Source organism: Nonomuraea glycinis (genome assembly GCF_014646515.1).
Lineage (GTDB): Bacteria > Actinomycetota > Actinomycetes > Streptosporangiales > Streptosporangiaceae > Nonomuraea > Nonomuraea glycinis.
In genome coordinates this window covers 761,232-784,949 of sequence record NZ_BMNK01000003.1, presented here as the reverse complement: position 1 = coordinate 784,949, position 23,718 = coordinate 761,232, and the positions used below count along the sequence as shown (strand labels likewise).

Annotated in this window: 21 protein-coding genes; 13 read left to right on the top strand and 8 right to left on the bottom strand. The window is 70.4% G+C overall.

The genetic code is table 11. The annotated features are described in order from the left end of the window. The first annotated feature begins 134 nt into the window (after positions 1-134). Positions 135-1,805, top strand: coding sequence for a substrate-binding and VWA domain-containing protein (locus IEY87_RS13140; RefSeq protein WP_189138826.1), 1,671 nt, complete (start codon positions 135-137; stop codon positions 1,803-1,805). Positions 1,806-1,873: 68 nt separating this feature from the next. Here IEY87_RS13140 and IEY87_RS13135 read toward each other — a convergent pair whose 3' ends face one another. The 3 genes from IEY87_RS13135 to cofD all read right to left on the bottom strand — a co-directional run bounded on the left by IEY87_RS13135 (position 1,874) and on the right by cofD (position 4,945). After that, positions 1,874-2,590 carry a lytic polysaccharide monooxygenase gene (locus tag IEY87_RS13135; RefSeq protein ID WP_189138825.1) on the bottom strand — a complete coding sequence of 239 codons (717 nt, stop codon included), beginning with the start codon at positions 2,588-2,590 and terminating at the stop codon, positions 1,874-1,876. A 104-nt stretch (positions 2,591-2,694) separates the two neighbouring features. Further along, a complete protein-coding gene (locus tag IEY87_RS13130; RefSeq protein WP_189138824.1) occupies positions 2,695-3,969 on the bottom strand; it encodes a coenzyme F420-0:L-glutamate ligase in 1,275 nt (424 codons plus the stop codon). 37 nt (positions 3,970-4,006) lie between these two features. Further along, positions 4,007-4,945, bottom strand: coding sequence for a 2-phospho-L-lactate transferase (gene cofD, locus IEY87_RS13125; protein WP_189138823.1), 939 nt, complete (start codon positions 4,943-4,945; stop codon positions 4,007-4,009). Positions 4,946-5,140: 195 nt separating this feature from the next. On the opposite strand from cofD, the gene IEY87_RS13120 reads away from it, so the two are divergent. Then, positions 5,141-7,651, top strand: a complete 2,511-nt coding sequence (locus IEY87_RS13120) for a hypothetical protein (RefSeq protein WP_189138822.1) — start codon at positions 5,141-5,143, stop codon at positions 7,649-7,651. Positions 7,652-7,970: 319 nt separating this feature from the next. Continuing rightward, positions 7,971-8,231, top strand: coding sequence for a WhiB family transcriptional regulator (locus IEY87_RS13115; protein ID WP_049564653.1), 261 nt, complete (start codon positions 7,971-7,973; stop codon positions 8,229-8,231). Positions 8,232-8,357: 126 nt separating this feature from the next. On the opposite strand, the gene IEY87_RS13110 is transcribed toward IEY87_RS13115, so the two are convergent. Next, a complete protein-coding gene (locus tag IEY87_RS13110; protein ID WP_189138821.1) occupies positions 8,358-8,798 on the bottom strand; it encodes a metallopeptidase family protein in 441 nt (146 codons plus the stop codon). 136 nt (positions 8,799-8,934) lie between these two features. Between IEY87_RS13110 and IEY87_RS13105 the strand changes: the two genes are divergently transcribed. From IEY87_RS13105 to IEY87_RS13085, 5 genes are read left to right on the top strand one after another with little or no spacing between them, the layout of a single operon-like run. Next, positions 8,935-9,303 carry a DUF3499 domain-containing protein gene (locus IEY87_RS13105; protein ID WP_189138820.1) on the top strand — a complete coding sequence of 123 codons (369 nt, stop codon included), beginning with the start codon at positions 8,935-8,937 and terminating at the stop codon, positions 9,301-9,303. A 41-nt stretch (positions 9,304-9,344) separates the two neighbouring features. Next, the gene (locus IEY87_RS13100) at positions 9,345-10,694 is read left to right on the top strand and encodes a phosphomannomutase/phosphoglucomutase (protein ID WP_189138819.1); all 1,350 of its coding nucleotides are present in this window, start codon (positions 9,345-9,347) and stop codon (positions 10,692-10,694) included. Further along, positions 10,691-10,858 carry a Trm112 family protein gene (locus IEY87_RS13095; protein WP_189138818.1) on the top strand — a complete coding sequence of 56 codons (168 nt, stop codon included), beginning with the start codon at positions 10,691-10,693 and terminating at the stop codon, positions 10,856-10,858. Before IEY87_RS13100 ends, IEY87_RS13095 begins: the two co-directional genes overlap by 4 nt. Beyond that, positions 10,855-11,961: an SIS domain-containing protein gene (locus IEY87_RS13090; protein WP_189138817.1), complete on the top strand. Its 1,107-nt coding sequence runs from the start codon at positions 10,855-10,857 to the stop codon at positions 11,959-11,961. Before IEY87_RS13095 ends, IEY87_RS13090 begins: the two co-directional genes overlap by 4 nt. 49 nt (positions 11,962-12,010) lie before the next feature. Then, on the top strand, positions 12,011-12,934 hold the full coding sequence (locus IEY87_RS13085) for a cation diffusion facilitator family transporter (protein WP_189138816.1): 924 nt from the start codon (positions 12,011-12,013) through the stop codon (positions 12,932-12,934). 122 nt (positions 12,935-13,056) lie between these two features. Here the strand turns inward: IEY87_RS13085 and IEY87_RS13080 are convergent, their stop codons facing one another. Continuing rightward, complete coding sequence (locus IEY87_RS13080; protein WP_189138815.1) at positions 13,057-13,431, bottom strand: MerR family transcriptional regulator; 375 nt, start codon at positions 13,429-13,431, stop codon at positions 13,057-13,059. A gap of 101 nt (positions 13,432-13,532) precedes the next feature. Between IEY87_RS13080 and ahcY the strand changes: the two genes are divergently transcribed. Further along, positions 13,533-14,960: an adenosylhomocysteinase gene (gene ahcY, locus IEY87_RS13075; RefSeq protein ID WP_189138814.1), complete on the top strand. Its 1,428-nt coding sequence runs from the start codon at positions 13,533-13,535 to the stop codon at positions 14,958-14,960. A 219-nt stretch (positions 14,961-15,179) separates the two neighbouring features. Further along, the gene (locus IEY87_RS13070; RefSeq protein WP_189138813.1) at positions 15,180-16,415 is read left to right on the top strand and encodes an adenosylhomocysteinase; all 1,236 of its coding nucleotides are present in this window, start codon (positions 15,180-15,182) and stop codon (positions 16,413-16,415) included. Between the two features lie 73 nt (positions 16,416-16,488). Here the strand turns inward: IEY87_RS13070 and IEY87_RS13065 are convergent, their stop codons facing one another. Next, positions 16,489-17,124, bottom strand: coding sequence for a DUF305 domain-containing protein (locus IEY87_RS13065; protein WP_189138812.1), 636 nt, complete (start codon positions 17,122-17,124; stop codon positions 16,489-16,491). Between the two features lie 210 nt (positions 17,125-17,334). Here IEY87_RS13065 and IEY87_RS13060 point away from each other — a divergent pair, with 210 nt between their 5' ends. After that, the gene (locus IEY87_RS13060; RefSeq protein WP_189138811.1) at positions 17,335-18,720 is read left to right on the top strand and encodes an LVIVD repeat-containing protein; all 1,386 of its coding nucleotides are present in this window, start codon (positions 17,335-17,337) and stop codon (positions 18,718-18,720) included. A 70-nt stretch (positions 18,721-18,790) separates the two neighbouring features. Further along, positions 18,791-20,131: an LVIVD repeat-containing protein gene (locus tag IEY87_RS13055; RefSeq protein ID WP_189138810.1), complete on the top strand. Its 1,341-nt coding sequence runs from the start codon at positions 18,791-18,793 to the stop codon at positions 20,129-20,131. Between the two features lie 33 nt (positions 20,132-20,164). On the opposite strand, the gene IEY87_RS46645 is transcribed toward IEY87_RS13055, so the two are convergent. Next, positions 20,165-21,211, bottom strand: coding sequence for an RDD family protein (locus IEY87_RS46645; protein ID WP_189138809.1), 1,047 nt, complete (start codon positions 21,209-21,211; stop codon positions 20,165-20,167). A gap of 51 nt (positions 21,212-21,262) precedes the next feature. On the opposite strand from IEY87_RS46645, the gene IEY87_RS13045 reads away from it, so the two are divergent. Continuing rightward, positions 21,263-22,255 carry a stage II sporulation protein M gene (locus tag IEY87_RS13045; protein WP_189138808.1) on the top strand — a complete coding sequence of 331 codons (993 nt, stop codon included), beginning with the start codon at positions 21,263-21,265 and terminating at the stop codon, positions 22,253-22,255. Positions 22,256-22,331: 76 nt separating this feature from the next. Here the strand turns inward: IEY87_RS13045 and IEY87_RS13040 are convergent, their stop codons facing one another. After that, positions 22,332-23,708, bottom strand: coding sequence for a DUF58 domain-containing protein (locus IEY87_RS13040; protein WP_189138807.1), 1,377 nt, complete (start codon positions 23,706-23,708; stop codon positions 22,332-22,334). Between the last annotated feature and the right edge of the window lie 10 nt (positions 23,709-23,718).

Below are 23,718 nucleotides of genomic sequence, written 5' to 3'. Positions count from 1 at the left end.
GGGCCCTTGCGCCCGCCGTGGGATCCGCTGGAAGAATCGTCACTCCCCAGCGAGAGAGGTTCACCGTGCGGTTTGGCCAACACCGCGCCGCGTTATCTCCCGAGCAGCGAAGGAAGAGAGCGCTCCGCAACGGGGTGCTCTCGGTTCTCACGGCCGTGGCCCTGGTCGCGGGCATGCTGGTGGTGGTGTTCGGCGGCGCACGGGCCCTGTGCTCGACACGAGAGCCTGTTCTGGTCGACGTGGCGGCCGCCCTGGACGTGGCGCCGGCCGTGATGCGGGCGGCCGGGCGGTTCAACGAGACGAAGAGCACCGCGGGCGGGCGGTGCGTGCTCGTCCAGGTGACCGAGCGGCCGCCCGCCACCGTGCTGCGCACGCTGATCGGGGAGCGGGCCGGCGTGCTGAGCGAGCGGCCGGACGGCTGGATCGCCGACTCCTCGGCCTGGATCCGCCTGGCGCGGGAGCAGGGCGCGAGCGCGCTCCAGGCGGGCGAGGCCGTGGTGGCGACCTCGCCGCTGGTGTTCGCGACCCGCTCCTCGCTCGCCGAGCGGTTCTCCATCGGCGAGACGGAGATGAACTGGCGGATGGTGTTCCCGCCCACGGTGCGCGGCCGGGTGGCGCCCAACGAGAACGAGCCCGACGTGGTCCGCGTGCCGGACCCGTCGCTGGCCGGGGCCGGGATCGCCACGGTCGCCGCGGCCAGGGACGTGGTCGGCACCGGGCCGGCGGCCGACAAGGCGCTGACCGCGTTCGTCCGGTGGGCGCAGGCGGGCTCGGCGCCCGACTACCGCAGCATGCTGGAGGCGGTGGACGACCGCGCGTTCTGGCAGCGCCCGGTGGTCATCGTGCCGGAACAATCGGTGTGGAACCACAGTCTGAGCGCGTCCGCGGACCCGGTCGTCGCCCTGCACCCGCGCGAGGGCACGATCACCCTCGACTACCCGTACGTCGTGACCGCCGCCGATCCGACGGTGGCCGAGGCGTCGGCGGCCTTCGCCGCGTGGCTGCGCGGGCCCGAGGCACAGCGGCTGGTCCGGGAGGCGGGGTTCCGGTCGGGGGACGGGACGCAGGCCCCCATCTCGCCGGCGCCGAACGTCCCGGTCACGAACCCGAAGATCCGGTCCTCGGTGTCGGACGAGGACATCGACGAGGCGTTGCGCGCCTGGAGCAGGCTGGCCCCGCCGACCAACATCCTGGTGCTGACCGACACCTCCGAGCACATGGCCGAGCCGCTCAACGGCGGCACCCGGGTGGGGGTGGCGCTGTCCGCCGCCAGGATCGGGCTGCAGCTCTTCCCCGACTCCACGCACATGGGGTTCTGGGAGTTCGCCCATCGGCTCGGCGGCGGCAAGGGGTACGCGGAGCGGGTGGGGCTCGGCCCGATCAACCGCCCGGAGACGGGCGAGCTGGTCAGGCGCGGCCGGCTGAACGAGCTCACCACCACGCTCACCGCGCATCCCGGCCGGGACAGCTCGCTCTACGACGCGATCCTGAGCGGTTTTCGCGAGGTCGGTGACAAGTATCGCGAGGAGATGAACAACACGCTCCTGGTGATCACCTCGGGCCGGGACGACGGCCGCGGGCTCAAGCCGGCGGAGCTCACCGAGCGGCTGCGTGCCGAGTGGAAGCCGGACAAGCCCATCCAGATCATCATCATCGCCTTCGGCAAGGGCGTCGACCGGGCCGGCCTGGCGGGCATCACGGCCGCCACGAACGGCTCCCTGCACGTGGCCCAGGAACCGGGCGAGATCATCGACGTGTTCCTGGAGGCCCTGGCCCGCCGCCTGTGCCACCCCACCTGCGGGTGAGGGGTCACCCTCTTTGAAGGCGGAGGAGGGGGCGCCTATGTCGGGCGCCCCTTCTGCCGGTCAGCTGATCAGACCTTGCCCCACAGGGCGGGGACGTTCGGCGGCTCCCAGCCGGTGAGGGCGGTGTGCGCCTGGATGCAGCGGTAGGTGGCGCCGCCGTAGGTGACGGTCGAGCCGACCTTGTAGGCGGTGCCGGCCTTCCAGGTGCCGCCCACGGGCGTGCTCGGCGTCGGGGTCGGGGTCGGGGTCGGCGTGGGGCTGGGGTTGCCGGCGCCGCCGCCGATCCGCAGGTCGATGCACGAGTAGAAGGCCATCGGCGTGTCGGCGATGTTCCAGATGGCGAGGACCCGCTGCTTGCCGCTGAAGCCGGAGAGGTTCACCCGGTGCGAGACCTGCGCCGGCGGCCGGCGGCCCTGGTCGTTGAAGCTCGCGACGCGGGTGCCGCCGATGTAGTACTCCCAGGTGCCGGTGGAGTGCTGGGCGGTCAGCGTCCACTTGAAGTCGACCGTGGTCCCGACCGAGGTGACGGGCCACGCCTTGCTCTCGTCGCTGAGCTGGGCGAAGCGCGGCACGCCGCCGTGGCAGTTGCGCTGTCCCTTCTGGCCTTCGACGCTCTGCGGCTCGTAGATGATCTCGCCGCAGTTGGCGACCTTGCCCTGGGAGCAGTGGGCCTGGCGGCTCGGCGGCGAGTTGACGTAGCCGTGGGCCAGCGCCGGGGAGGTGGCGAAGACCGTGGAAGCGGCGGCGATCGCTGTCGCGGACAGCAAGGTGAGCGACCTTCTCATGCGGTGAACTCCTTTACCGAGGGGGCGCGCCCCAATGTAAAGGAAACTTTCCTAACAGGTACACCAATTCGTGACATTTGCTCATAGTTGGCGATCTGCGCAGGTCAGCGCGTCACGAAAAAGTCCTGAGGGTCGCGGGGCGCCCGGTCGCGCGGCGGAGCGGCCGCGTGGCCGACCGCGACACAACCCATCGGATCCCACTCCGCCGGCAGGTCGAGCACCTCGCGCACCACCGGCCGGCAGAACATCGTGGACGACACCCACGCCGAGCCCAGCCCCTCGACGGCGAGCTGGATCAGGAAGTTCTCGACGCCCGCGCCGGTCGCCACCACGAACATCTCCCGCTCGGCGGCGTTGCGCCGATCGTCCCGGTAGGTGTGCGAGCCCGCCATCACCAGGCAGGGCACCACCAGACAGGGCGCGGCGCGCAGCACGTCGCCCCGCTTGACCCGCTTCGCGATCGACTCCTCGGTGAACCCATCGCCGCGCAGGTCCGCGATCCACGCCTCCCGCATGGCGTCGAGCAGCCGCGTCCTGACCGAGGCCGACTCGACGAGCACGAACCGCCACGGGGTCGTGTGGTGCGGCGCCGGCGCGGCGATGCCCGCCGCGACCGCCCGCCGCACCGCGGCGGGATCGACGGGCAGGTCCGAGAACTCCCTGATGGTACGGCGTGCGAACACGACGTCCCGTGACCCGAACCGGAACAGGTCCTCGTCGGCCGGACGCACCAGCGGCCTGACCCCCGGACCGTCCTCGTCGGTCACCAGGTGCGCCAGCCCGCGGACGACGGCCACGGGAACCCCGTCGAGCTTGCCCTTGACCAGCTCGGCGGCGGCCGCGATCTCGTCCACGAGCGCCGTCACGGTGGCGTTGAGCGGATTGCCGTGGGTGTCGGTGCGGCCCCGGAAGTCGGCCAGCGGCGTCACGCCCGCCGCGCCGATGGCCACGTCGGTCAGCCCGTGCCGCCACGGGCGGCCGAAGGTGTCGGACACGATCACTCCCACCCTGGACGCCAGCCCCGACCTGATCCGGCGGGCCGAGGCGTCGGAGTCCTCCGGCAGCAGGAGCACGGTGCCGGGGTCGGTGTTGGAGGCGTCCACCCCGGCGGCGGCCATCACGAAGCCCTGCCGGGTCTGCGAGATCACCGTGTCGCCGCGCCTGGCCACCACCCGGTCGGTCTCGTCCTCGATCGCCTTGACCCGGTCGGGAGCCTCGCGGATCCGGCCCTCCGCCTTGCTCACGATCTTGGAAGTGACGACGACGATGTCGCCGTTGCGTATGTCGGCGTACTGGAGCAGGGCCGCGATGTCGGCGCCGGGCCGCACCTCGCCGATGCCGTGCACTCCGAAGATCTCTATCTGCAGGCGGTCGGTCATCGGCTGAGCTCCTGTGCCAGGTCGAAGGCGATGGCGGTCATCGGGTGAGCTCCTGTGCCAGGTCGAGGGCGGCGCGGGCGATGGCGGCCGTCGCGTCGAGGTCGTGCATGAGCAGGGGCCGGGCCTCGACCCGGACGCCGTCCAGGGCGACCGACGCGTCCTCGGGCGCCACCAGCCAGCCGCCGATCAGGTCGGATCCGTACAGCTCCAGCACCGCCTGGGCGCTGGTCTCCACCCCGATCGCCGTCAGGCAGGCGTCGGCCATGCCTCTGACCGGGGCGCCGCCGATGATGGGGGAGACGCCCACCACGGTCTTGGCCGTGAGCGCGTCGCGGATGCCGGGCACCTGGAGGATGGTGCCGATGCTGACCACCGGGTTGGACGGCGGCAGGATGACCACGTCCGCGTCCGCGATCGCGTCCAGCACCCCCGGGGCGGGCTTGGCCTGGTCGACGCCCACGAGCGCGAAGGACTCGGCGGCGACCGAGGCGCGCAGCCGTACCCACCACTCCTGGAAGTGGACGGCCCGCTTGCCGTGCTCGTCGGTGATGATCACGTGCGTCTCGCACCGGTCGTCGCTCATCGGCAGCAGGCGCACCCCCGGCTGCCAGCGCGCGCACAGCGCCTGGGTGATCTGGGAGAGCGGATAGCCCGCCTCCAGCATCTGGGAGCGGACGATGTGGGTGGCGAAGTCGCGGTCGCCCAGGCCGAACCACTGCGGCTCGACCCCGTAGGCGGCCAGCTCCTCCTTGACGACGTGCGTCTCCTCGGCGCGGCCCCAGCCCTGCGCCTCGTCGATGCCGCCGCCCAGGGTGTACATGACGGTGTCGAGGTCGGGGCAGACCCGCAGGCCGAACAGGGTGATGTCGTCACCCGTGTTGCCGATCACGGTGATCTGGTCGTCAGGCGCGGTCGCGCGCAGGCCACGCAGGAAGCGGGCGCCGCCGATGCCGCCGGCGAGGGACACGATGTGCATGCGGCCCAGTCTTCCATCGGGCCTTGGTGACACTTCCCACAGGAGTCGATTTCGCGCTCACCGCATACCAAGCCAGGGCGTGATTTATGGGGAAAGTAACGTCTATTGTGATCTACGAGCTGCATGGGACTCCCACGGGGCCAGTCCATGATGTGGCAAACTCCCATCGGGTCAAAGGGCCCGTTGGGGGTAGTTGTGAGCAAGTTAGACGTCACGCGGTTGAAGGAGCCGGCCGCCTGGATCATGTTGGCCGCCGGTGGGCTGGACATCCTGCTGACGCTGGGCCGCATTCTGATCGGCTCGGCCGGGCCGCTCGGGGGCAGCGGCCTGTCGTTCACCGAACGGGCCTACGGCCACTTCTTCAGCCTGACCAGCCCGATCAACGTGGCGCTCGTCCTGGGGGCGGTGCTGCTGGTCACCAAGGTCGGCCAGCCCTCGCCCAAGGCCAAGCCCATCGCCTACGTCGCGGCCGGCGCCCTGGCGGTAGCCACCGTGTTCGGCGCGCTGTCGCTGGTGCTCGGCCTGTTCGCCGGCGAGGGCGCGCGGGCCACCGTGGAGTTCGTGCTCACCGGCGCGCCGATCCTCGCGCTGACCGCCATCGCGCTGGTCTACCTGCTGCCGCAGGTCCTGCCCGAGCGACCCGCCGTCGGCTACCCGCAGAACTACGGCCCCCAGGGGTACGGCCAGCAGCCGCCCTCACAGGGCCCCGCGCCGTACGGCCAGCAACCTCAGCAGGGGTACGGCCAGCAGCCCCCGTCACAGGGCCCGCCGCCCTACGGCCAGCAGCAGCCGCCGCAGGGCCAGCCGGGCTACGGCCAGCAGCAGCCGCCGCAGGGTCAGCCGGGCTACGGCCAGCAGCCGCCCTCGCAGGGCCAGCCAGGCTTCCCACCGGCCCAGGAGTACGGCCAGCGGCCGCCTTCCCAGGAGTACGGTCAGCAGCCGTCCTCTCAGGAGTACGGTCAGCAGCCGTCCTCTCAGGAGTACGGTCAGCAGCCACCCGCCCAGGGTGAGCCGGGGTTCCCGCCCGCCCACGGACCTCAGGGTCAGCAGCCGCCGTACGGCCAGCAGCCCGGGTACACGCAGCAGCCGCCGAGCTACGGCGGCCAGCCCGAGCAGCCCCCGTACCAGCAGCAGCCCTACAACCCGAAGGCCCAGCCGTTCGCCCCGCAGGACCAGCCCGCGCCGCCCGGCCAGGACGGCTACCAGCAGCCGAGGGCACTCGCGGCGCTTCCGGCGGCCCCGGCCGACCGTGGCCCGAGCCAGGCGGAGCAGCCGGCCGGCGGGTTCGACGCCACTTACGGGCAGGCCGGCGCGGCGCAGGACCCGTACAGCCCGCCCGCCGCCCAGGACGCCTACAGCCCGCCGGCTCAGGACGGGTACAGCCCGCCGGACGCTTACAGCACCCCTGCCTCGGACGCCTACAGCACGCCGGCTCCGGACGCCTACAGCACGCCGGCCCCGGACGCGTACAGCACTCCCGCTCCCGACGCCTACAGCACTCCCGCCTCGGACGCGTACAGCACGCCGGCCCCGGACGCCTACAACCCGCAGGACCCCTTCGGTTCGCAGGCCCAGCCCTCGCACGGCGCGTACGCGCCGTCCGAGACCGCGCCGAACGCGGCGTACCCGTCGCAGCCGGAGTACCAGCCCGCCCCCTACGTCCCGGCGGACAGCCAGCCAGGCCAGTACAGCCCCCCGAACCCGTACAGCCCGGCCGACAGCCAGTCCAACGTGTACGGCTCGACGGACCAGTTCGCGCCTCCGGCCGAGAGCCGGCCGAATCCGTACGCCCCGCAGCCCGACAGCCAGATCGGCGCGCACAACGACAGCCGGCCGAACCTCTACGCGGCACCGGTGGAACCGCCGGCCGCGTTCGGCTCCGCCTACCCCACGAGCGAGACCGCGCCGAGCGTGCCGTACCCGCAGAGCGAGCAGCCCCAGCAGTACGGCGGCCAGCAGCCCTATTACGATCGCCCGCCCGCGTTCGGCCAGCAGGGCGACCAGCCGAGCGGCCAGCAGGCAGGACAGTCGGCGGGGCAGTCGGCAGGTCAGTCGGCGGGGACGCAGGGCGGCCAGCCGTTCACCGGATACTCCGGCAGCGAGTTCGCCACCCCGGCCCACGAGTCCGCCTTCCAGGAGCCCGACCCGCCCGTGGACCCGCGCTCCCAGCAGCTCCTCGACGCCTACCAGCAGGCGGAGACCTACCAGTCGGGCGCGGGCACCCAGCCTGACCTGCGGGTCCCCGACTACGGAGCACCGGCCAGGCCGCACGACGACCTGTTCGGCACCCCGCAGCAGAGCCAACCCCAGCACGGCCAACCCCAGCACGGCCAAGCCCAGGGCCAACCCCAGGGCCAGCCTCACGGCCAGCCCCAGTACGGCCAGCCGCAGGCCCCGCCGCAGCAGTCCCAGCAGGCGTACCCCGGCCAGCCCCAGCACTCCCAGTCGCCGTACGACCCGCAGCAGCCCTACCCCCCGCAGCCCCAGCAGGCGTACGAGCCCCAGCAGGGCCAGTACGACGCCCAGGGCTACCGGCCGCAGCACCACCAGGCGCCGGCCTGGGGCGCGGAGGTCCCGGCGGCGGAGTCGACCATCCGGCTCGACCCGTCGACGATGCGCGGCGACGCGCTGGACGGGCAGAACCGCCCAGGCGATGACCCAATAGACCCAACGGCGATATACACCCCCAACGAGCCACGCAGGTAACGGACCGGCAAAGCAAGGCTAGAGAAGAGGTGGCACGCAGGGCGGAGCTCTATCCCGCCCTGCTACGGTTCCGACCGCTGACAGCGTTGAACACACCCGTCCATGGGTCAGGACTCTGTCCCGAACCGGGTGCGAACATCACATGCCAGGCACGACCGGGGCGAGAGCTGGTCTTTCCCCGGATACCAGCATGCCGCTTGACGCCACGTACGGCACACGCGTGTAATTACAACCATGTTGTTACGCCTTCCCGTGGGTGGGTACAAGGAAGGCGTTCCATGGGGGGCTCCATTGCGGGCGGGCGGCAGGGAGGTGTGCAGTGACCGATTTGGTCATCGCACAGGATCAGCTTGACGCTGAAGAACTCGGCTGGCAGGAGCGCGCACTGTGCGCGCAGACGGATCCAGAGGCGTTCTTCCCGGAAAAAGGCGGCTCCACCCGAGAGGCCAAGAAGGTGTGCCGATCGTGCGAAGTGCGTGCTGAGTGCTTGGAATACGCACTCGAGCACGACGAGCGCTTCGGCATCTGGGGTGGGCTGTCCGAGCGGGAACGCCGACGGATCAAACGCCAGGCCGTATAGGGATAAATGCGGTGAGGGGTCGCACGGATCGTCCGTGCGGCCCTTTTCCGTGTCTCAGCTCCCGTGTCTAAGCTTCCGGGTCTCAGCTCCCGGGTCTCAGCTCCCGGGTCTCGGCTTCCCGGGGTCTCAGCGGCGCTCGTCGTAACCGGGGTCGACCGTGTCGGGCGACAGGCCCAGCAGCGTGGCCACCTGCTCCACCACGGTGTCGTGCACGAGCGCGCCCAGCGTGTCACGGTCGCGGGCGCGCGCCTCCAGCGGACGCCGGTAGACCACGACCGAGGCAGGGCTCTGCCCCTTCGCCGTGTCGGCGCGGCCGAACGGGATGGGGCCCGAGGAGACGCCTGGGCCGTCGCCCAGCTCGCTCAGCGGCGGCACCTCCTCCACCGCGAACTCCACCGCCGACAACTGCTTGTCCCACTTGGGCCGGAGCCGTTCGACCGCGTCGAGCACCAGGTCGTCGAAACGCTCGCTACGGGCTCTGGCCATGGGCACGTAGGAGGGGGCGAGCGGCCCGCGCAGGCCGCGACCGTGCCGGTCACGCCGCCGGGGACCGCGCTTGGAAGTCACACGCCAAGTCTAAGGGTGAGGTGCCTTCGGGGCATGTAGGTGGAAAGCCTGCGACAGGTGTCCGAATTGTGGCGACACGCTCGTTAAGAGCGCTCAGATAGTGGCGTCCCGCACTCTTACCAGATACGGTCCCTCCGTGAGCCCCGTCCGCCGCTGTTCCCGCACCGCTTGCAGTCAGCCTGCCGTCTTCACGCTCACGTACGTTTACGCCGACTCGACCGCAGTTCTGGGCCCCTTGGCGACGTACGCCGAGCCACACTGTTATGACCTGTGCGCCGAACACGCCGAGCGGCTGACCGCCCCCCGCGGTTGGGAAGTGGTCCGCCTGCCGACGGACGGCGGCTCGCCGAGCTCCGACGACCTCGAAGCGCTGGCCAACGCGGTCAGAGAGGCCGCCAGGCCCAATCCCTCCGGCGCCGGCGAACCGGTCGGCCAAGGCGTCGAGGTCGGCCGACGTGGGCATCTACGTGTTCTCAGGTCGGCCCAGCAGCACCGTGACCGGTAGGCTCGTCCTGGCCGTACAGACGACCTAGGGGCGGAGCTGGAGTGGGCGACCTCGCCAAGATCTTCAAGGCTTACGACGTTCGTGGCGTGGTGCCGGACGAGCTCGACGAGCCCATCGCCGAGGCCGTGGGCGCGGCCTTCGTCGAAGAGACCGGCGCCGAGTCGGTCGTGGTGGCGCATGACATGCGCGAGTCGTCCGGGCCGCTGGCCGACGCCTTCGTCCGTGGCGCGCGTTCTCGCGGTGCCGACGTGGTGCACGCCGGGCTCGGCTCCACCGACCTGCTCTACTACGCCAGCGGCAGCCTCGGCCTGCCCGGCGTGATGTTCACCGCCAGCCACAACCCGGCCCGCTACAACGGCATGAAGATGTGCCGCGCTGGCGCGGTGCCGATCGGCGGCGACACCGGCCTGACCGAGATCCGCGACCGGGCGGCCGAGCTGATCGGCACCCCGATGGCGCCCACCGGCTCCCTGATCGAGAAAAACCTGCTCCAGGGCTATGCCGAGCACCTGCGCACGCTGGTCGACCTGTCCGCCAACCGGCCGCTCAAGGTGGTCGTCGACGCGGGCAACGGCATGGGCGGCCACACGGTTCCGGCCGTGTTCGGCGGGTTGCCTATCGAGCTGACGCCACTCTTTTTCGAGCTCGACGGCTCCTTCCCCAACCACGAGGCCAACCCGCTGGAGCCCGCCAACCTGATCGACCTGCAGAAGGCCGTGATCGAGGCCGGCGCCGACGTGGGGCTCGCCTTCGACGGCGACGCCGACCGGTGCTGGGTCGTCGACGAGCGGGGCGAGTCCGTCTCCCCGTCGGCGATCACCGCTCTGGTGGCGGCGCGTGAGCTGGCCAAGCACCCCGGCGCGACGATCATCCACAACCTGATCACCTCGCGTGGCGTCCCCGAGCTCGTCCGCGAGCACGGCGGCGATCCGGTGCGGACCCGCGTCGGCCACTCCTTCATCAAGGCCGAGATGGCCCGCACGGGGGCCGTCTTCGGTGGCGAGCACTCGGCTCACTACTACTTCCGCGACTTCTGGTTCGCCGACTCCGGCATGCTGGCGGCGATGCACGTGCTGGCCGCGCTCGGCGAGCAGGAGCGGCCGTTGTCGCAGGTCGTGGCGGCCTACTCCCGCTACCACGCGACCGGCGAGATCAACAGCACCGTCGCCGACCAGGACGAGGCGCTGCGCCGGGTGCGGGCGGCCTTCGCCGGGCGGGGCGAGGTCAACGACCTCGACGGGCTGACCGTGAGCGCCCCTGACTGGTGGTTCAACCTGCGGGCTTCCAACACCGAGCCGCTGCTCAGGCTCAACGCCGAGGCGGCTGACGAGACCACGATGACGGCGGTCCGGGACGAGGTTCTCGGCCTGCTCAGAGAGGTGACACAGTGAAGATCGACGACTGGCTGCTGGAGATCCTGGCCTGCCCGGCGTGCAAGTCACCGCTGCGCGTGGAGGGCGAGACGGAGGAGCTGGCCTGCACGGGGTGCGGCCTGATCTATCCGGTCCGGGACGACATCCCGGTGCTGCTCGTCGACGAGGCCAGGAAGCCGTGACCTGGGCGCCGGAGCGGCTCGACGACCAGCGCCACCTGGGTGCGGCCGACCCGGGCGGGATGCTGCTCGCCGTGGCCGCCTCAGCCGCCCAGGTGCGCACCGGCCACCGGTGCGCGATCGAGGCCGGCGTCGAGCGGCTGTCGGCGGAGGGGCGTCCGAGGGCGGTCGTCGTAGCGGGCATGGGCGGCTCCGCCATCGCGGGCGACATCCTGGCCGCGGTCTGCGGCAGCACCGCCCCGCTGCCGATCGTGACCCTGCGCTCCTACCGGCTGCCCGGCTGGGTGGGCGCCACCGACCTGGTGGTCGCGATCTCCTGGACGGGCGAGACCGAGGAGACGCTCGCCGTCGCCACCGAGGCGGTGCGGCGCGGCTGCACGCTGCTGGCGCTCGGGCCCGCGGGCTCCGCGCTGGAGGCGGTGGCCACCCAGGCGTCGGCCGTGCACGTCCCGCTGCCGACGCAGGGACAGCCCAGGGCCAACCTCTGGCTGGTGACGATCCCGCTGATCGTCGCCGCCGCCTCGCTGGGCCTGCTACGGGCCGACGAGGCGCTGTTCGAGCAGGTGGCCAAGTCGCTGGAGGACACCGCGCACCGGTGCCGGCCGTCCAGTGAGTCGTTCGTCAACCCGGGCAAGACCCTGGCCATGGAGCTGGCCGAGAGCGTGCCGATGATCTGGGGCTCGTCCCAGCTGGCGGCCGTCGCGGCCTACCGCATGGCCGGTCAGCTCAATGCCAACGCCAAATATCCGGCGATCTCCGGCGAGCTGCCCGAGGCCGGCCACAACCAGCTGGCCGCGCTCGACGGGCCGCTGGCCGAGCGCGACATCTTCGCCGAGACCCCGGGCCGCTCGCTCAGGCTCGTCATGCTGCGCGACCTGGAGGAGCATCCGCAGGTGGCCAGGGCGCGCGAGGTCGCGGTGCGGCTCGCGCACGACCGCGGTGTGCCGGTCACCGAGCTGGCCGCCGACGGCGCCCATCCGCTGGAGCGGCTGGCCTCCCTGGTGGGGCTCGGCGACTACGCGAGCACCTACCTGGCGCTGGGGTACGGTCTCGATCCGACCCCGGTGGCGGCGATCACGGAGCTCAAGGCCAGAATTTCGCAATAGGATCTCGTCTCAGGCCTTTGTACGTGATCGTAAGACTGGGAGACCACCGGTGAGCGCGAGTGGCGGAACCAAAGCAATCATTGCGGCATTGGCTGCGAACACCGCCATCGCCGTGGCGAAGTTCGTGGCCGCGGCCTTCACTGGATCCTCCTCGATGCTGGCGGAGGGCATCCACTCCGTAGCCGACGCGGGCAACCAGGGGTTGCTGCTGGTCGGAGGTAAGCGGGCACAGCGGGCCAGCACCCGGGAGCACCCGTTCGGCTATGGTCGCGAGCGTTATTTCTACGCCTTCGTGGTCGCGGTCGTGCTGTTCGCCATCGGCGCGCTCTTCTCGCTCTACGAGGGCTTCCACAAGCTCTCCGATCCGCACCCGGTGGAGTCGCCGGGCTGGGCGTTCGGCGTGCTGATCTTCGCGATCATCGCCGAGGCGTTCTCGTTCCGCACCGCGATCCAGGAAGCCAACGCGGTGCGTGGCAAGCAGTCGTGGATGGCCTTCATCCGCAGGTCCAAGTCACCCGAGCTGCCGGTCATCCTGCTGGAGGACCTGGGCGCGCTGTTCGGCCTGATCTTCGCGCTGTTCGGCGTGACGATGGCGGTCGTCACCGGCGACGGCAGATGGGACGCCATCGGCACCCTGATGATCGGTGTGCTGCTGGCCGTCATCTCGGTCATCCTGGCCGTCGAGACCAAGTCGCTGCTCCTGGGTGAGGGCGCCTCGGAGGAGATGGAGAGCCGGATCCGCGTCGCGCTCGAGGCCACGCCTGAGGTCGACCGCGTCATCCACATGCGCACGCTGCACCTGGGTCCGGAGGAGCTGCTGGTGGCCGCGAAGATCGCGGTGACCCGCAACGACACGGCCGCCGAGGTGGCCCAGGGGATCGACGAGGCGGAGCGGCGCATCCGCGAGGCCGTGCCGATCGCCCGGGTGATCTACTTGGAGCCGGACCTGGACCGTACACCGAGCAACGCCTGATCGGAGCCGCGCCTCAACGGCGCGGCACCGACCAGTCGCCGCCGGCGGTGCGGCACCGACCGTTCGCCGCCGGCGGTGTGACACCGACCGTTCGCCGCCCGCGGCACCGATGAGTCGGGCCGTCAGCGGCCGCTGCCTCGGGTTCTGTCGGGTGTGCGGCCGGGAGCGGAGTTCCGCAGCAGGCGCAGGGCCTTCTCCTGCTCGAAGTCGAGGGCTCTGCGCGGCACCTGGATCCGGCCGATCCGCACGCCGAGGTCGCGCACGGCCGCGGCCACCGCGGGCTCGCTGAGGGCGCGCAGCGCGAAAGCCAGCTCGGCGGGGGAGACGTCGAACCGCTTCTCCAGCTCCACCGCCTGAGCCACGGCGGACAGCTCCTCGGCGCCGAACCGGCGGTGCGCGCCCTGCTCCCGGATCGGCGGTAGCAGCCCGAGCGCCTCCCGGTATCGCAGCATCCGGGGGGACATGCCGAGCCGCTTGGCCGCTTCCGTGATCCGCATCCTTACATTCTTACGTTAAGTTCAGCGCTTTAGTGATGCGATCGGGCGGTTCGGCCGCCTAAACTCATCGCGACACCACAGTGATGCGAGGGGAACACCCGATGGACTTCAAGGTCGCCGACCTTTCACTTGCCGACTTCGGCCGCAAGGAAATCCGGCTCGCCGAGCACGAGATGCCCGGCCTCATGGCAATCCGTAAGGAATACGCGGCCGCCCAGCCCCTCCGCGGTGCGCGGATCATGGGCTCGCTGCACATGACCATCCAGACCGCCGTCCTCATCGAGACGCTGGTCGCGCTCGGCGCCGACGTCCGCTGGGTGAGCTGCAACATCTTCTCCACCCAGGACCACGCGGCCGCCGCGGCCGTGGTCGGCCCCAACGGCACCGTCGACGACCCGCAGGGCGTCCCGGTCTTCGCCTGGAAGGGCGAGACGCTGGAGGAATACTGGTGGTGCACCGAGCAGGCCCTCGCCTGGCCCGGCGGTGAGACCCCCAACATGATCCTGGACGACGGCGGCGACGCCACCATGCTCGTCCACAAGGGCGCCGAGTACGAGAAGGCCGGCGCCGTCCCGCCCGCCACCGAGGACGACCCGGAGGAGTGGCACGTCGTCATCGAGGTGCTCAAGCGCACGGTCACCGACGAGAAGCGGTGGACCAAGGTCGCCGAGAGCATCAAGGGCGTGACCGAGGAGACCACCACCGGCGTGCACCGTCTCTACGAGATGCACAAGAACGGCCAGCTGCTGTTCCCGGCGATCAACGTCAACGACTCGGTCACCAAGTCGAAGTTCGACAACAAGTACGGCTGCCGCCACTCCGTGATCGACGGCCTCAACCGCGCCACCGACGTGCTGATCGGCGGCAAGGTGGCCGTGGTCTGCGGCTACGGCGACGTGGGCAAGGGCTGCGCCGACGCGCTGCGCGGCCAGGGCGCCCGGGTCATCGTGACCGAGATCGACCCCATCTGCGCCCTCCAGGCGGCCATGGACGGTTTCCAGGTCACCACGATCGACGAGATCGTCGGCATCGCTGACATCTTCGTCACCACGACCGGCAACTTCATGATCATCACCGCCGACCACATGGCGAAGATGAAGCACCAGGCGATCGTCTCCAACATCGGCCACTTCGACAACGAGATCGACATCGCCGGGCTGGCCAAGGTTCCGGGCATCGAGCGGCGCAACATCAAGCCGCAGGTCGACGAGTGGGTCTTCGCCGACGGCCACTCGATCATCCTGCTGGCCGAGGGCCGCCTGATGAACCTGGGCTGCGCCACCGGCCACCCGTCGTTCGTCATGTCCAACTCGTTCACCAACCAGGTGATCGCGCAGATCGAGCTGTTCACCAAGCTGGACGAATACCCGATCGGCGTCTACACCCTGCCCAAGCACCTGGACGAGAAGGTCGCCCGTCTGCACCTGGACGCGCTGGGCGTCAAGCTCACCGAGCTGACCAAGGAGCAGGCGGCCTACATCGGCGTCCACGTCGAGGGCCCGTACAAGTCGGACCACTACCGCTACTAGATCTGCCGGTGAGACGCTCCGGAAGGGTTTCCGTCCTTCCGGAGCTTTCCCTTATCAGCGCGCTCCTGCGGAGCGCGTACACCACCATCTTTTACGGCAGGCCGAGTTACCCGCACGCGCCGACGCCACTGCCGTCCGTCCTGGCCGGTCGTGAAGGCTCACGGGCCGCGCGCCGCGACGAGCGCGCACTCGGCCGTCCTCTTCGGTTAGGGCTAGAGCATGGATCTCAGCGACAGCGGTGAGCGGCAGATCTCGTGGGCGGCCCGTTCGATGCCGGTGTTGACGGCGATCGGCGAGCGGTTCGCCGTCGAGCGGCCGCTGGAAGGGCTGCGGATCGCCGCCTGCCTGCATGTCACCGCCGAGACGGCCGTGCTCATGGGGACGCTGAAGGCGGCCGGCGCCGAGATCGCGCTCGCGGCCTCCAACCCGCTGTCCACCCAGGACGACGTCGCCGAGGCGCTGCGTGCCTACGGGATCGCCGTGCACGCCAGGGCGGGGGTCGACCTGGCCACCTATTACCGGCACATCCACCAGGCCCTCGACCTGGGGCCCGACCTGGTGCTGGACGACGGGTGCGACCTGGTCAACATCCTGCACACCGAGCGGACCGACCTGCTGGCCGGGGTCTCCGGCGGATGTGAGGAGACCACGACCGGGATCATCAGGCTGCGGCAGATGGCCGCCGAGAAGGCGCTGACCTTCCCCGTCGTGGCCGTGAACGACACCCGGACCAAGCGGATGTTCGACAACCGCTACGGCACCGGCCAGTCGACGCTCGACGGGATCATGCGGGCCACCAACATCATGCTGGCCGGGCGGACCGTGGTGGTCGCCGGGTTCGGGTTCTGCGGGCGCGGGGTGGCGGAGCGGGCCAAGGGGCTGGGCGCGCGGGTGATCGTGACCGAGATCGACGCGGTGAAGGCGCTGGACGCCACCCTGCAGGGCTACGAGGTGTGCCCGATGGAGCGGGCGGCGACGGTCGGCGACCTGTTCATCACCGTGACGGGCAACCGCGACGTGATCAGGGCCGAGCACCTGGCCGCGATGAAGGACGGGGCGATCCTCGCCAACGCCGGGCACTTCGACGTGGAGATCGACGTCCGGGCGCTGGACGAGCTGGCCCACGAGGTGCGCCGCGGGGTGCGGCCCAACACCGACGAGTACGTGCTGCCCGGCGGGCGCAAGCTGCTGCTGCTGGCCGAGGGGCGGCTGGTCAACCTGACCGCCGCCGAGGGGCATCCGGCGGCGGTGATGGACATGTCGTTCTCGGCGCACGCGCTGGCCGTCGAGTGGCTGGCCCGCGAGCGGGCGCAACTGGCCCCCGGCGTGTACGACGTGCCCGAGGACATCGACCACGAGGTGGCCAGGCTCAAGCTGGCGGCGACCGGGATCGGCATCGACGTGCTCACCGGCGAGCAGCAGGCCTACCTGCACTCCTGGCGCGCGGGCTCCTAGCCACCGACTGGCGCGCCGACTCCTAGCCACCGGTCGGCGGCGCGGGCTCCTAGCCGGTCGGCGGCGCAGGCTCTTAGCCGCCGGCCTGGATCTGCCGCATCCGGCGGATCTCGGCCAGCTGGGTCACCGCGATGTCGTTGGCCAGCTCCTCGATCCTGATGTGCGAGCCGCCGGTCAGCACCTGCTCCGACATCTTGATCGCGCCCTCGTGGTGGGCGCTCATGAGCTGCAGGAACTGCTCGTCGAAGGCCTGGCCCGAGGCGGCCTTGAGCCGGTCGAGCTGCTCCGGGGTGGCCATGCCCGGCATGCCCTCGTGGGCGGTGTGATGGTCGGGGATCCGCTGGCCCTGCTCCTGCAGCAAGCCGCGCATGAACTGGATCTCCGGGCCCTGGGTGTCCTTGATCCGTGAGGCCAGCGCCTTGATCCTGGCGGAGGTGGCCCTGTTGGGCACCAGGATGGACATGTCGAGCGCCTGCTGGTGATGGACGACCATGTCCTGGAGATACTTCACGTCCGCGGCGTTCATGACGGGCTTGGGCACGGCGGTCACGGCCTCACCGGGCGCGAGCGTCCTCGCCTGCTCACCGGGCCGGCCCGGTGCGAGGACCGGAGCCGTGGAGTCGGCCTGTGGCGCCGACGGGGGGTCGGCGGTGCAGCCCGACAGGGCGATGACCGTGCCCGTGACGACGACGATGAGCGCGGCGCGCACCCAGCCTCCCTGACTGATTAGGTCGGAACTGCGCAGTATACGACGTAAAAATGCGCTGAGAAAGAGGACAAACAGGTATAAGTTTTGACATCTTGCATGCTGGTCGGACCAGGGTATTCGGGGCGAAGATTTCAGAGTTTATGCCGCCTTTATGGGGAGCAATCGTGAGATCTCCCTGTCTGGCCATCATGTGATCAGGGAGGACCATCCATGTTCAGCAAACGGCCCCTGCTGGTCGTGGCCGGGATCGCCGTCGCCCTGGTGGCGACCGCGTTACCCGCCATGTCCAGCGACATCCCCCCAGCTGACACCGTGGTCACCAGCCCGAACGTGACCCATGTCCTCAACGTCCCCAAGCCCGCGGCCCTGGCCGGCACGATCAACACCGACCTGGCCTTCCAGGGCGACTACGCCTACGTCGGCAACTACGGCGGGTTCTCCATCGTCGACATCAAGAACCCGAAGAAGGCCAAGGTCGTCAGCTCCGTGGTGTGCCCCGGCGCCCAGATGGATCTGTCCGTCTACGGCAACCTGCTCTTCAGCGCCGTCGACAGCTCCCGCAACAACGACTCGTGCAGCAGCACCGGCCAGAGCGCGACGATCAAGGAATCCTGGGAGGGCGTCAGGATCTTCGACATCAGCGACAAGGCCAACCCCAGGTACATCAAGTCGGTCGAGACCAACTGCGGCTCGCACACGCTGACGCTGGTCCCCGGCAAGGGCCACGACGAGCGCAAGAACGTCTACCTGTACGTCTCCTCCTACAGCCCCGGCGCGACCCTCCCGGACTGTCTGCCGCCGCATGACAAGATCTCCATCATCAAGGTGCCGCTGCGTCATCCCGAGACGGCGGCGGTCGCGGCCACCCCGGTCGTCTTCCCCGACGGAGGCAACGAGACCCAGCCCGGTCTGCTGGTGCCGACCAGCGGCTGCCACGACATCACCGTCTACGCGGAGAAGGACATCGCGGCGGGCGCCTGCATGGGGGACGGCGTGCTCTTCGACATCTCCAACCGGCTCGACCCCAGGGTCACGGCCAGGACCACGGACCCGAACTTCGCCTTCTGGCACTCGGCGACGTTCACCAACGACGCCAAGACCGTGCTGTTCACCGACGAGCTCGGCGGCGGCGGCGCGGCCACCTGCAACGAGGCCACCGGGCCGAACCGCGGCGCGGACGCCATCTACCGCATCCACCGGGGCAAGCTCGTCTTCCAGAGCTACTACAAGATCCCGCGTCACCAGGCCGACACCGAGAACTGCGTGGCCCACAACGGCTCGCTGATCCCGGTCAAGGGCAAGAACATCATGGTGCAGGCGTGGTACATGGGCGGCGTCTCGTTCCTGGACTTCAGCAACCCGGCCAGGCCCGAGGAGTTCGGCTACTTCGAGCGCGGCCCGAAGGCCGACGGCAGTGGCGGCGGCGTCTGGTCCGCCTACTACTACAACGGGTACGTGTACGCGGCCGACTTCGACAACGGCCTCGACATCCTCAAGATCAACGACCGCCGTACCAACGGCGCGACCGGCGTACGCAGTGACCAGCTCAACGTGCAGACCCAGCAGTCCTACCGCGACGGAGGCCACCACCACTAGTCGGGATAAATCGCGGCCTTTCCTGTCATAGTGGGTGGCTCTAGATCACCCACTATGCAGGAGGTCCTCTTTGGCGTCCAAGTTCGGCCGCGCCCTGGTGGTGGCGGGAGTGGCGCTGGCCCTGATCGGGTCCCCGGCCCATGCCGTGGACGATGTCAAGGCCAGCGCCAACGTCAAGCACGTGGCCAACGTCCCCAAGCAGGCGCCGTTCAAGGGCGCCGAGGCGTACAACAGCGACCTGGCCTTCCAGGGGAACTACGCCTACCAGGGCAACTACCAGGGCTTCACCGTCTACAACATCAAGAATCCGGCCAAGCCCGAGGTCGTCAGCCGGGTCTCCTGCCTCGGCGCGCAGAACGACATCTCGGTCCAGGGCGACCTGCTCTTCCTGTCGGTGGACGAGACGCTGTCCGGCGACTCCTGCAAGGCCCGCAGCGCCTCCCCGGACAAGAAGTCGTCGTGGGAGGGCATCCGGATCTTCGACATCAGCGACAAGTCCCACCCCAAGTACGTCAAGTCGGTCCGGACCGCCTGCGGCTCCCACACCCACACGCTGGTGCCCGCCAAGTCGAAGAGCTCGGTCTACCTGTACGTCTCCTCCTACGGGCCGGAATCGTCGTTCCCCGGCTGCAAGCCGCCCCATGACAAGATCACCATCGTCAAGGTGCCGCTGAAGAAGCCGAAGGCCGCCAAGGTCGTCGCCACCCCCGTGCTGTTCCCCGACGGCGGGAACGAGAGCGCCGCACTGCTCGCGCCCACCAGCGGCTGCCACGACATCACCGTCTTCCCGCAGAAGGACCTCGCGGCGGGCGCCTGCATGGGCGACGGCGTACTGATGGACATCTCCGACCGCGAAGCCCCGAAGGTCACGCACACGGTCACCGACGACAACTTCGCGTTCTGGCACTCGGCCACCTTCAACAACACCGGCACCAAGGTCGTCTTCACCGACGAGCTCGGCGGCGGCATGATGGCCACCTGCGACAAGTCGTTCAAGCCCCAGCTGGGCGCGGACGCGATCTACGACATCGAGGCCGGCGAACTGGTCAAGAAGGCGTACTTCAAGATCCCGCGTCGGCAGAGCAAGAACGAGAACTGCGTCGCGCACAACGGCTCGCTGATCCCGGTCAAGGGCAAGGACATCATGGTCCAGGCCTGGTACCAGGGCGGCGTCTCGATCTTCGACTTCACCGACTCGGACAAGCCCAAGGAGATCGGCTACTTCGACCGTGGCGCGTTCAAGCCGGTCGACGTCGCCGGATCGTGGTCGGCGTACTACTACAACGGCCACATCTACAGCAGCGACATCCAGCGCGGCCTGGACGTGCTGCGAATCACCGACAAGCGCACCGCCCCGGCCGCCAAGATCCGCCAGAAGTCCCTCAACGCGCAGACCCAGTACGCCTACTGAGCCCGGTACGCCTACTGAGACAGCCCGGTACGCCTACTGAGGAGGCGCGAACCCGCCCGGAGTCGCCCCCGGCGACTCCGGCGCGGGCACCGGTGGCGCATACGGCGACCCTGAGGGTGCCGGTGGCGCATACGGGGAGCCCTGCGGAGGTGCCGGCTGCGGGTGAGGCCCACCCTGTGGGGGCGCTGGTCGTGCGTAAGGTGGCCCCTGCGGAGGTGCTGGTAGGGGGTAAGGCGCGCCCTGCGGCGGTGCCGGTTGTGCGTACCCCTGCGTGTACGGCCCGCCCTGCGGGGGTGCGGGCTGGTACGGCCCGACCTGCGGGCCGTTGGCGCCGGACTGGCGGGCCAGGCGGAGCTGTTCCCGCCTGCGGCGCTCGGCCAGGACGGCGCTCAGGTAGGCGTGCGGCGGCACCCCGGCGGGCGCGGCGGGCGAGACGCACGCCGCCACCTGGGTGGCGATCCGAACCCCCATCTCGTGCTGGATCTGCGGCGACAGGTCGTGCCAGCGCATCAGATACTGCCGGGCTGCGGCCGTCACCTCGTCGGGAAGCTGCGACAACTCCAGCGTCGCGGCCCAGGCCGCCAGCGGCGGCGGCATCATGATGGCCTGCCCGCTCTCGCGCGGCGCCCGCTCGGAGATGACGATCGTGCCCGCGAACAGGTCGCCCAGCCGCTTGCCCTGCGGCGAGATCAGCGAGGAGATCAGCGCCGGCGCGCCGGAGAACATCCAGAACTCCGGCACCCCCGCCAGCCCCCGGAACAGCGCCTGCCGGAACCGCTCGGGCCCGCCGTCGTCGCTGACCACCCGGAGCCCGAGCGCCAGCTTGCCGAGGCTGCGCCCCCTGGTGCTCGTCTCCCAGATCACCGGGTAACCCACCAGGACGAGCACCACGAAGGTGATCGACACGGCGGCGTACATGGCCGGGTCCGTGATCAAGGAGAATGCCTCCAGGACCAGGAAGGCGACGATCAGGATGGTGAGCTGGACCGCGATGTCGATGAGCAGCGCCAGAAACCGCGAGGGCATCTGGGCCACCCGCACTTCGAGAACGACGGCGTCACCGGTCACAACCTCTGACATATGTGGAGCCTAACGGCAATGGCTGAGTGATTGACCGGCCACAATGGTCGGGTGGACATCGACGCGTTCGTCACCGCGCACCGCCCGGTGTGGGACAGGCTGGAATATCTGGTCAAGCATCGCTCCTCGCTGACCGGAGAGGAGGTCGACGAGCTGGTCGACCTCTACCAGCGAGTGTCCACCCATCTGTCCATCGTGCGCTCCTCTTCCACCGATGCCATGCTGGCCGGACGCCTGTCCGCCCTGGTCGCGCGGGCGCGCTCGGCCGTGACGGGGGCGCACACCCCGGCCTGGCGCGAGCTGGTCAGGTTCCTCACCGTCACCTTCCCGGTGGTCGCCTACCGGGCCAGGTGGTGGTGGCTGGTCACCTCGGTGGCCTTCTTCGCGGTCTCCTGGATCTTCGGCGCCTGGGTGGCGGCCAACCCGGACGTGCAGGCGGCGATCGCCACCCCCGAGCAGATCACCCAGCTCGTCGAGGAGGACTTCGCCGACTACTACTCCGAGCACCCGGCCGCCTCCTTCGCCGGCCAGGTGTGGATCAACAACGCCTGGGTCTCACTCCAGGTCATCGTGTACGCGATCTTCCTCGGTCTGCCGATCCCCTGGGTGCTCTGGCAGAACGCCGCCAACGTCGGGGTGTCCGGCGGGCTCATGGCCTCCAGGGACAAGCTCGACATCTTCTTCGGGCTGATCACCCCGCACGGGCTCCTGGAGCTGACCGCCGTCCTGCTCGCCGCCGCCGTCGGCATGCGCCTGGGCTGGACCGTCATCGACCCGGGGCACCGCAGACGGGCCGAGGTGCTGGCCGAGCAGGGCCGGGCGGTGATGGCCGTGGCGCTCGGGCTGATCGCGGTGCTGTTCATCTCCGGGCTGATCGAGGCTTTCGTCACCCCATCAGGGCTGCCCACCGCCGTCCGCATCGGCATCGGGGTGCTCGCCGAGGCCGTCTTCCTGGCGTACGTGATCATCTACGGTCGCCGGGCGGTGCACCAGAAGGAGACCGGCGACCTGGAACGCGCCCCCGACGTGGCCCCGAGCGCCTGAGCGCCGGACACACGCGAGCGCCTGACACACCCGCGCCCTTCGAGCGACCGAGACACGAGCGCCTGCGCCTCGACGTCTAGAGACGGCCTGCGGCCTTGAGGGCCAGGTAGGTGTCGGCCAGGGCCGGGGCGAGGTCCTCGGGGAGCGCGTCCACCACCTCGACGCCGTGGCGGCGCAGCCGGGCGGTGATGCGGCGGCGTTCGAGCCGGGCGTGCTCGGCGGCGGCCGCGTCGTACACCTGTTCCGCCGTCGCCCGCTGCCCGGCCATGGCCGCGACCAGCGGATCGGAGACGCTCGCGACCAGCACCAGGTGCCGTGAGGAGAGCTGGGAGAGCACCGGCATCAGGCCCTCCTCCAGGGAGGCCGAGTTGAGGTCGGTGAGCAGCACGACCAGGCAGCGGCGCTTGGCCCGCGACAGGATCGCGGCCACCATGCCCTGCGCGTCGGCCTCGATGAGCTCCGCCTCGATCGGCGCCATCACGTTGACCAGCGAGGACAGCAGCTCGGTGCGTGAGGCCCCGGCCACCCAGGCGCGCACCGCCCGGTCGTAGGCGAGGAAGTCCACCTGGTCGCCGGCCCTGGCGGCGAGGGCGGCCAGCAGCAGGGCCGCGTCCATCGACCAGTCCAGCCGTGGCCAGCCGGGCACGGGCCGGGTGTCCGGCCTGACCAGCAGCCCGCTCGAGCCGTTCGCGGGGGCGCCGGCCAGCGGGATCGGCGCGTCGCCCACCCGCCCGGCCGAGGTACGGCCGGTGTCGAGCACGATCAGCACCCGCCGGTCGCGCTCGGGCCGCCAGGTCCGCACGACCACGTCGTGGCGGCGCGCGGTGGCCCGCCAGTCGATCGAGCGTACGTCGTCGCCGACCACGTACTCGCGCAGTGAGTCGAACTCGGTGCCCTGCCCGCGGACCAGCGCCGGGTGCTGGCCGTCGAGCTCGCGGAGCCGGGCCAGCCGGGACGGCAGATGCTTGCGGGACAGGAACGGCGGCAGCACCCGCACCGCCCACGGCGCGCGGTGGCCGCCCTGCCTGGCGGCCAGGCCCAGGGGGCCGCGCGAGCGGACCGTCACCGAGACGGACTCGCGGTCGCCGCGCCGGGTCGGGGTCAGCGTGATCACCAGCTTGCGCCGCTCGCCCGGCGGCACGTCCAGCTTCAGCTCGCGGGGCGAGGCGCCGGCGGAGGGCGGCCAGGCGTCCCGCAGCACGCCGCGCACCCGCCTGCGGCCCGGGTTCTCCACCACCAGCTCGACCGTGGCCTGCTGGCCGAGGCGCACCAGCCGCTCGCCGGAACGGTGGAAGCGCAGCGGCCGCACCGCCCCCGCGAACACCAGATCCACGAGGATCGCGGCGGCCAGCAGCAGGCAGACGCCCGCCACCGCGGGCACCGGCGAGGGCGCGATCAGCACCACCACGACCCCGAGCGCCGCGACCAGCCCGGCGCGTCCCGTCAGTGTCATCGGCGGGCCG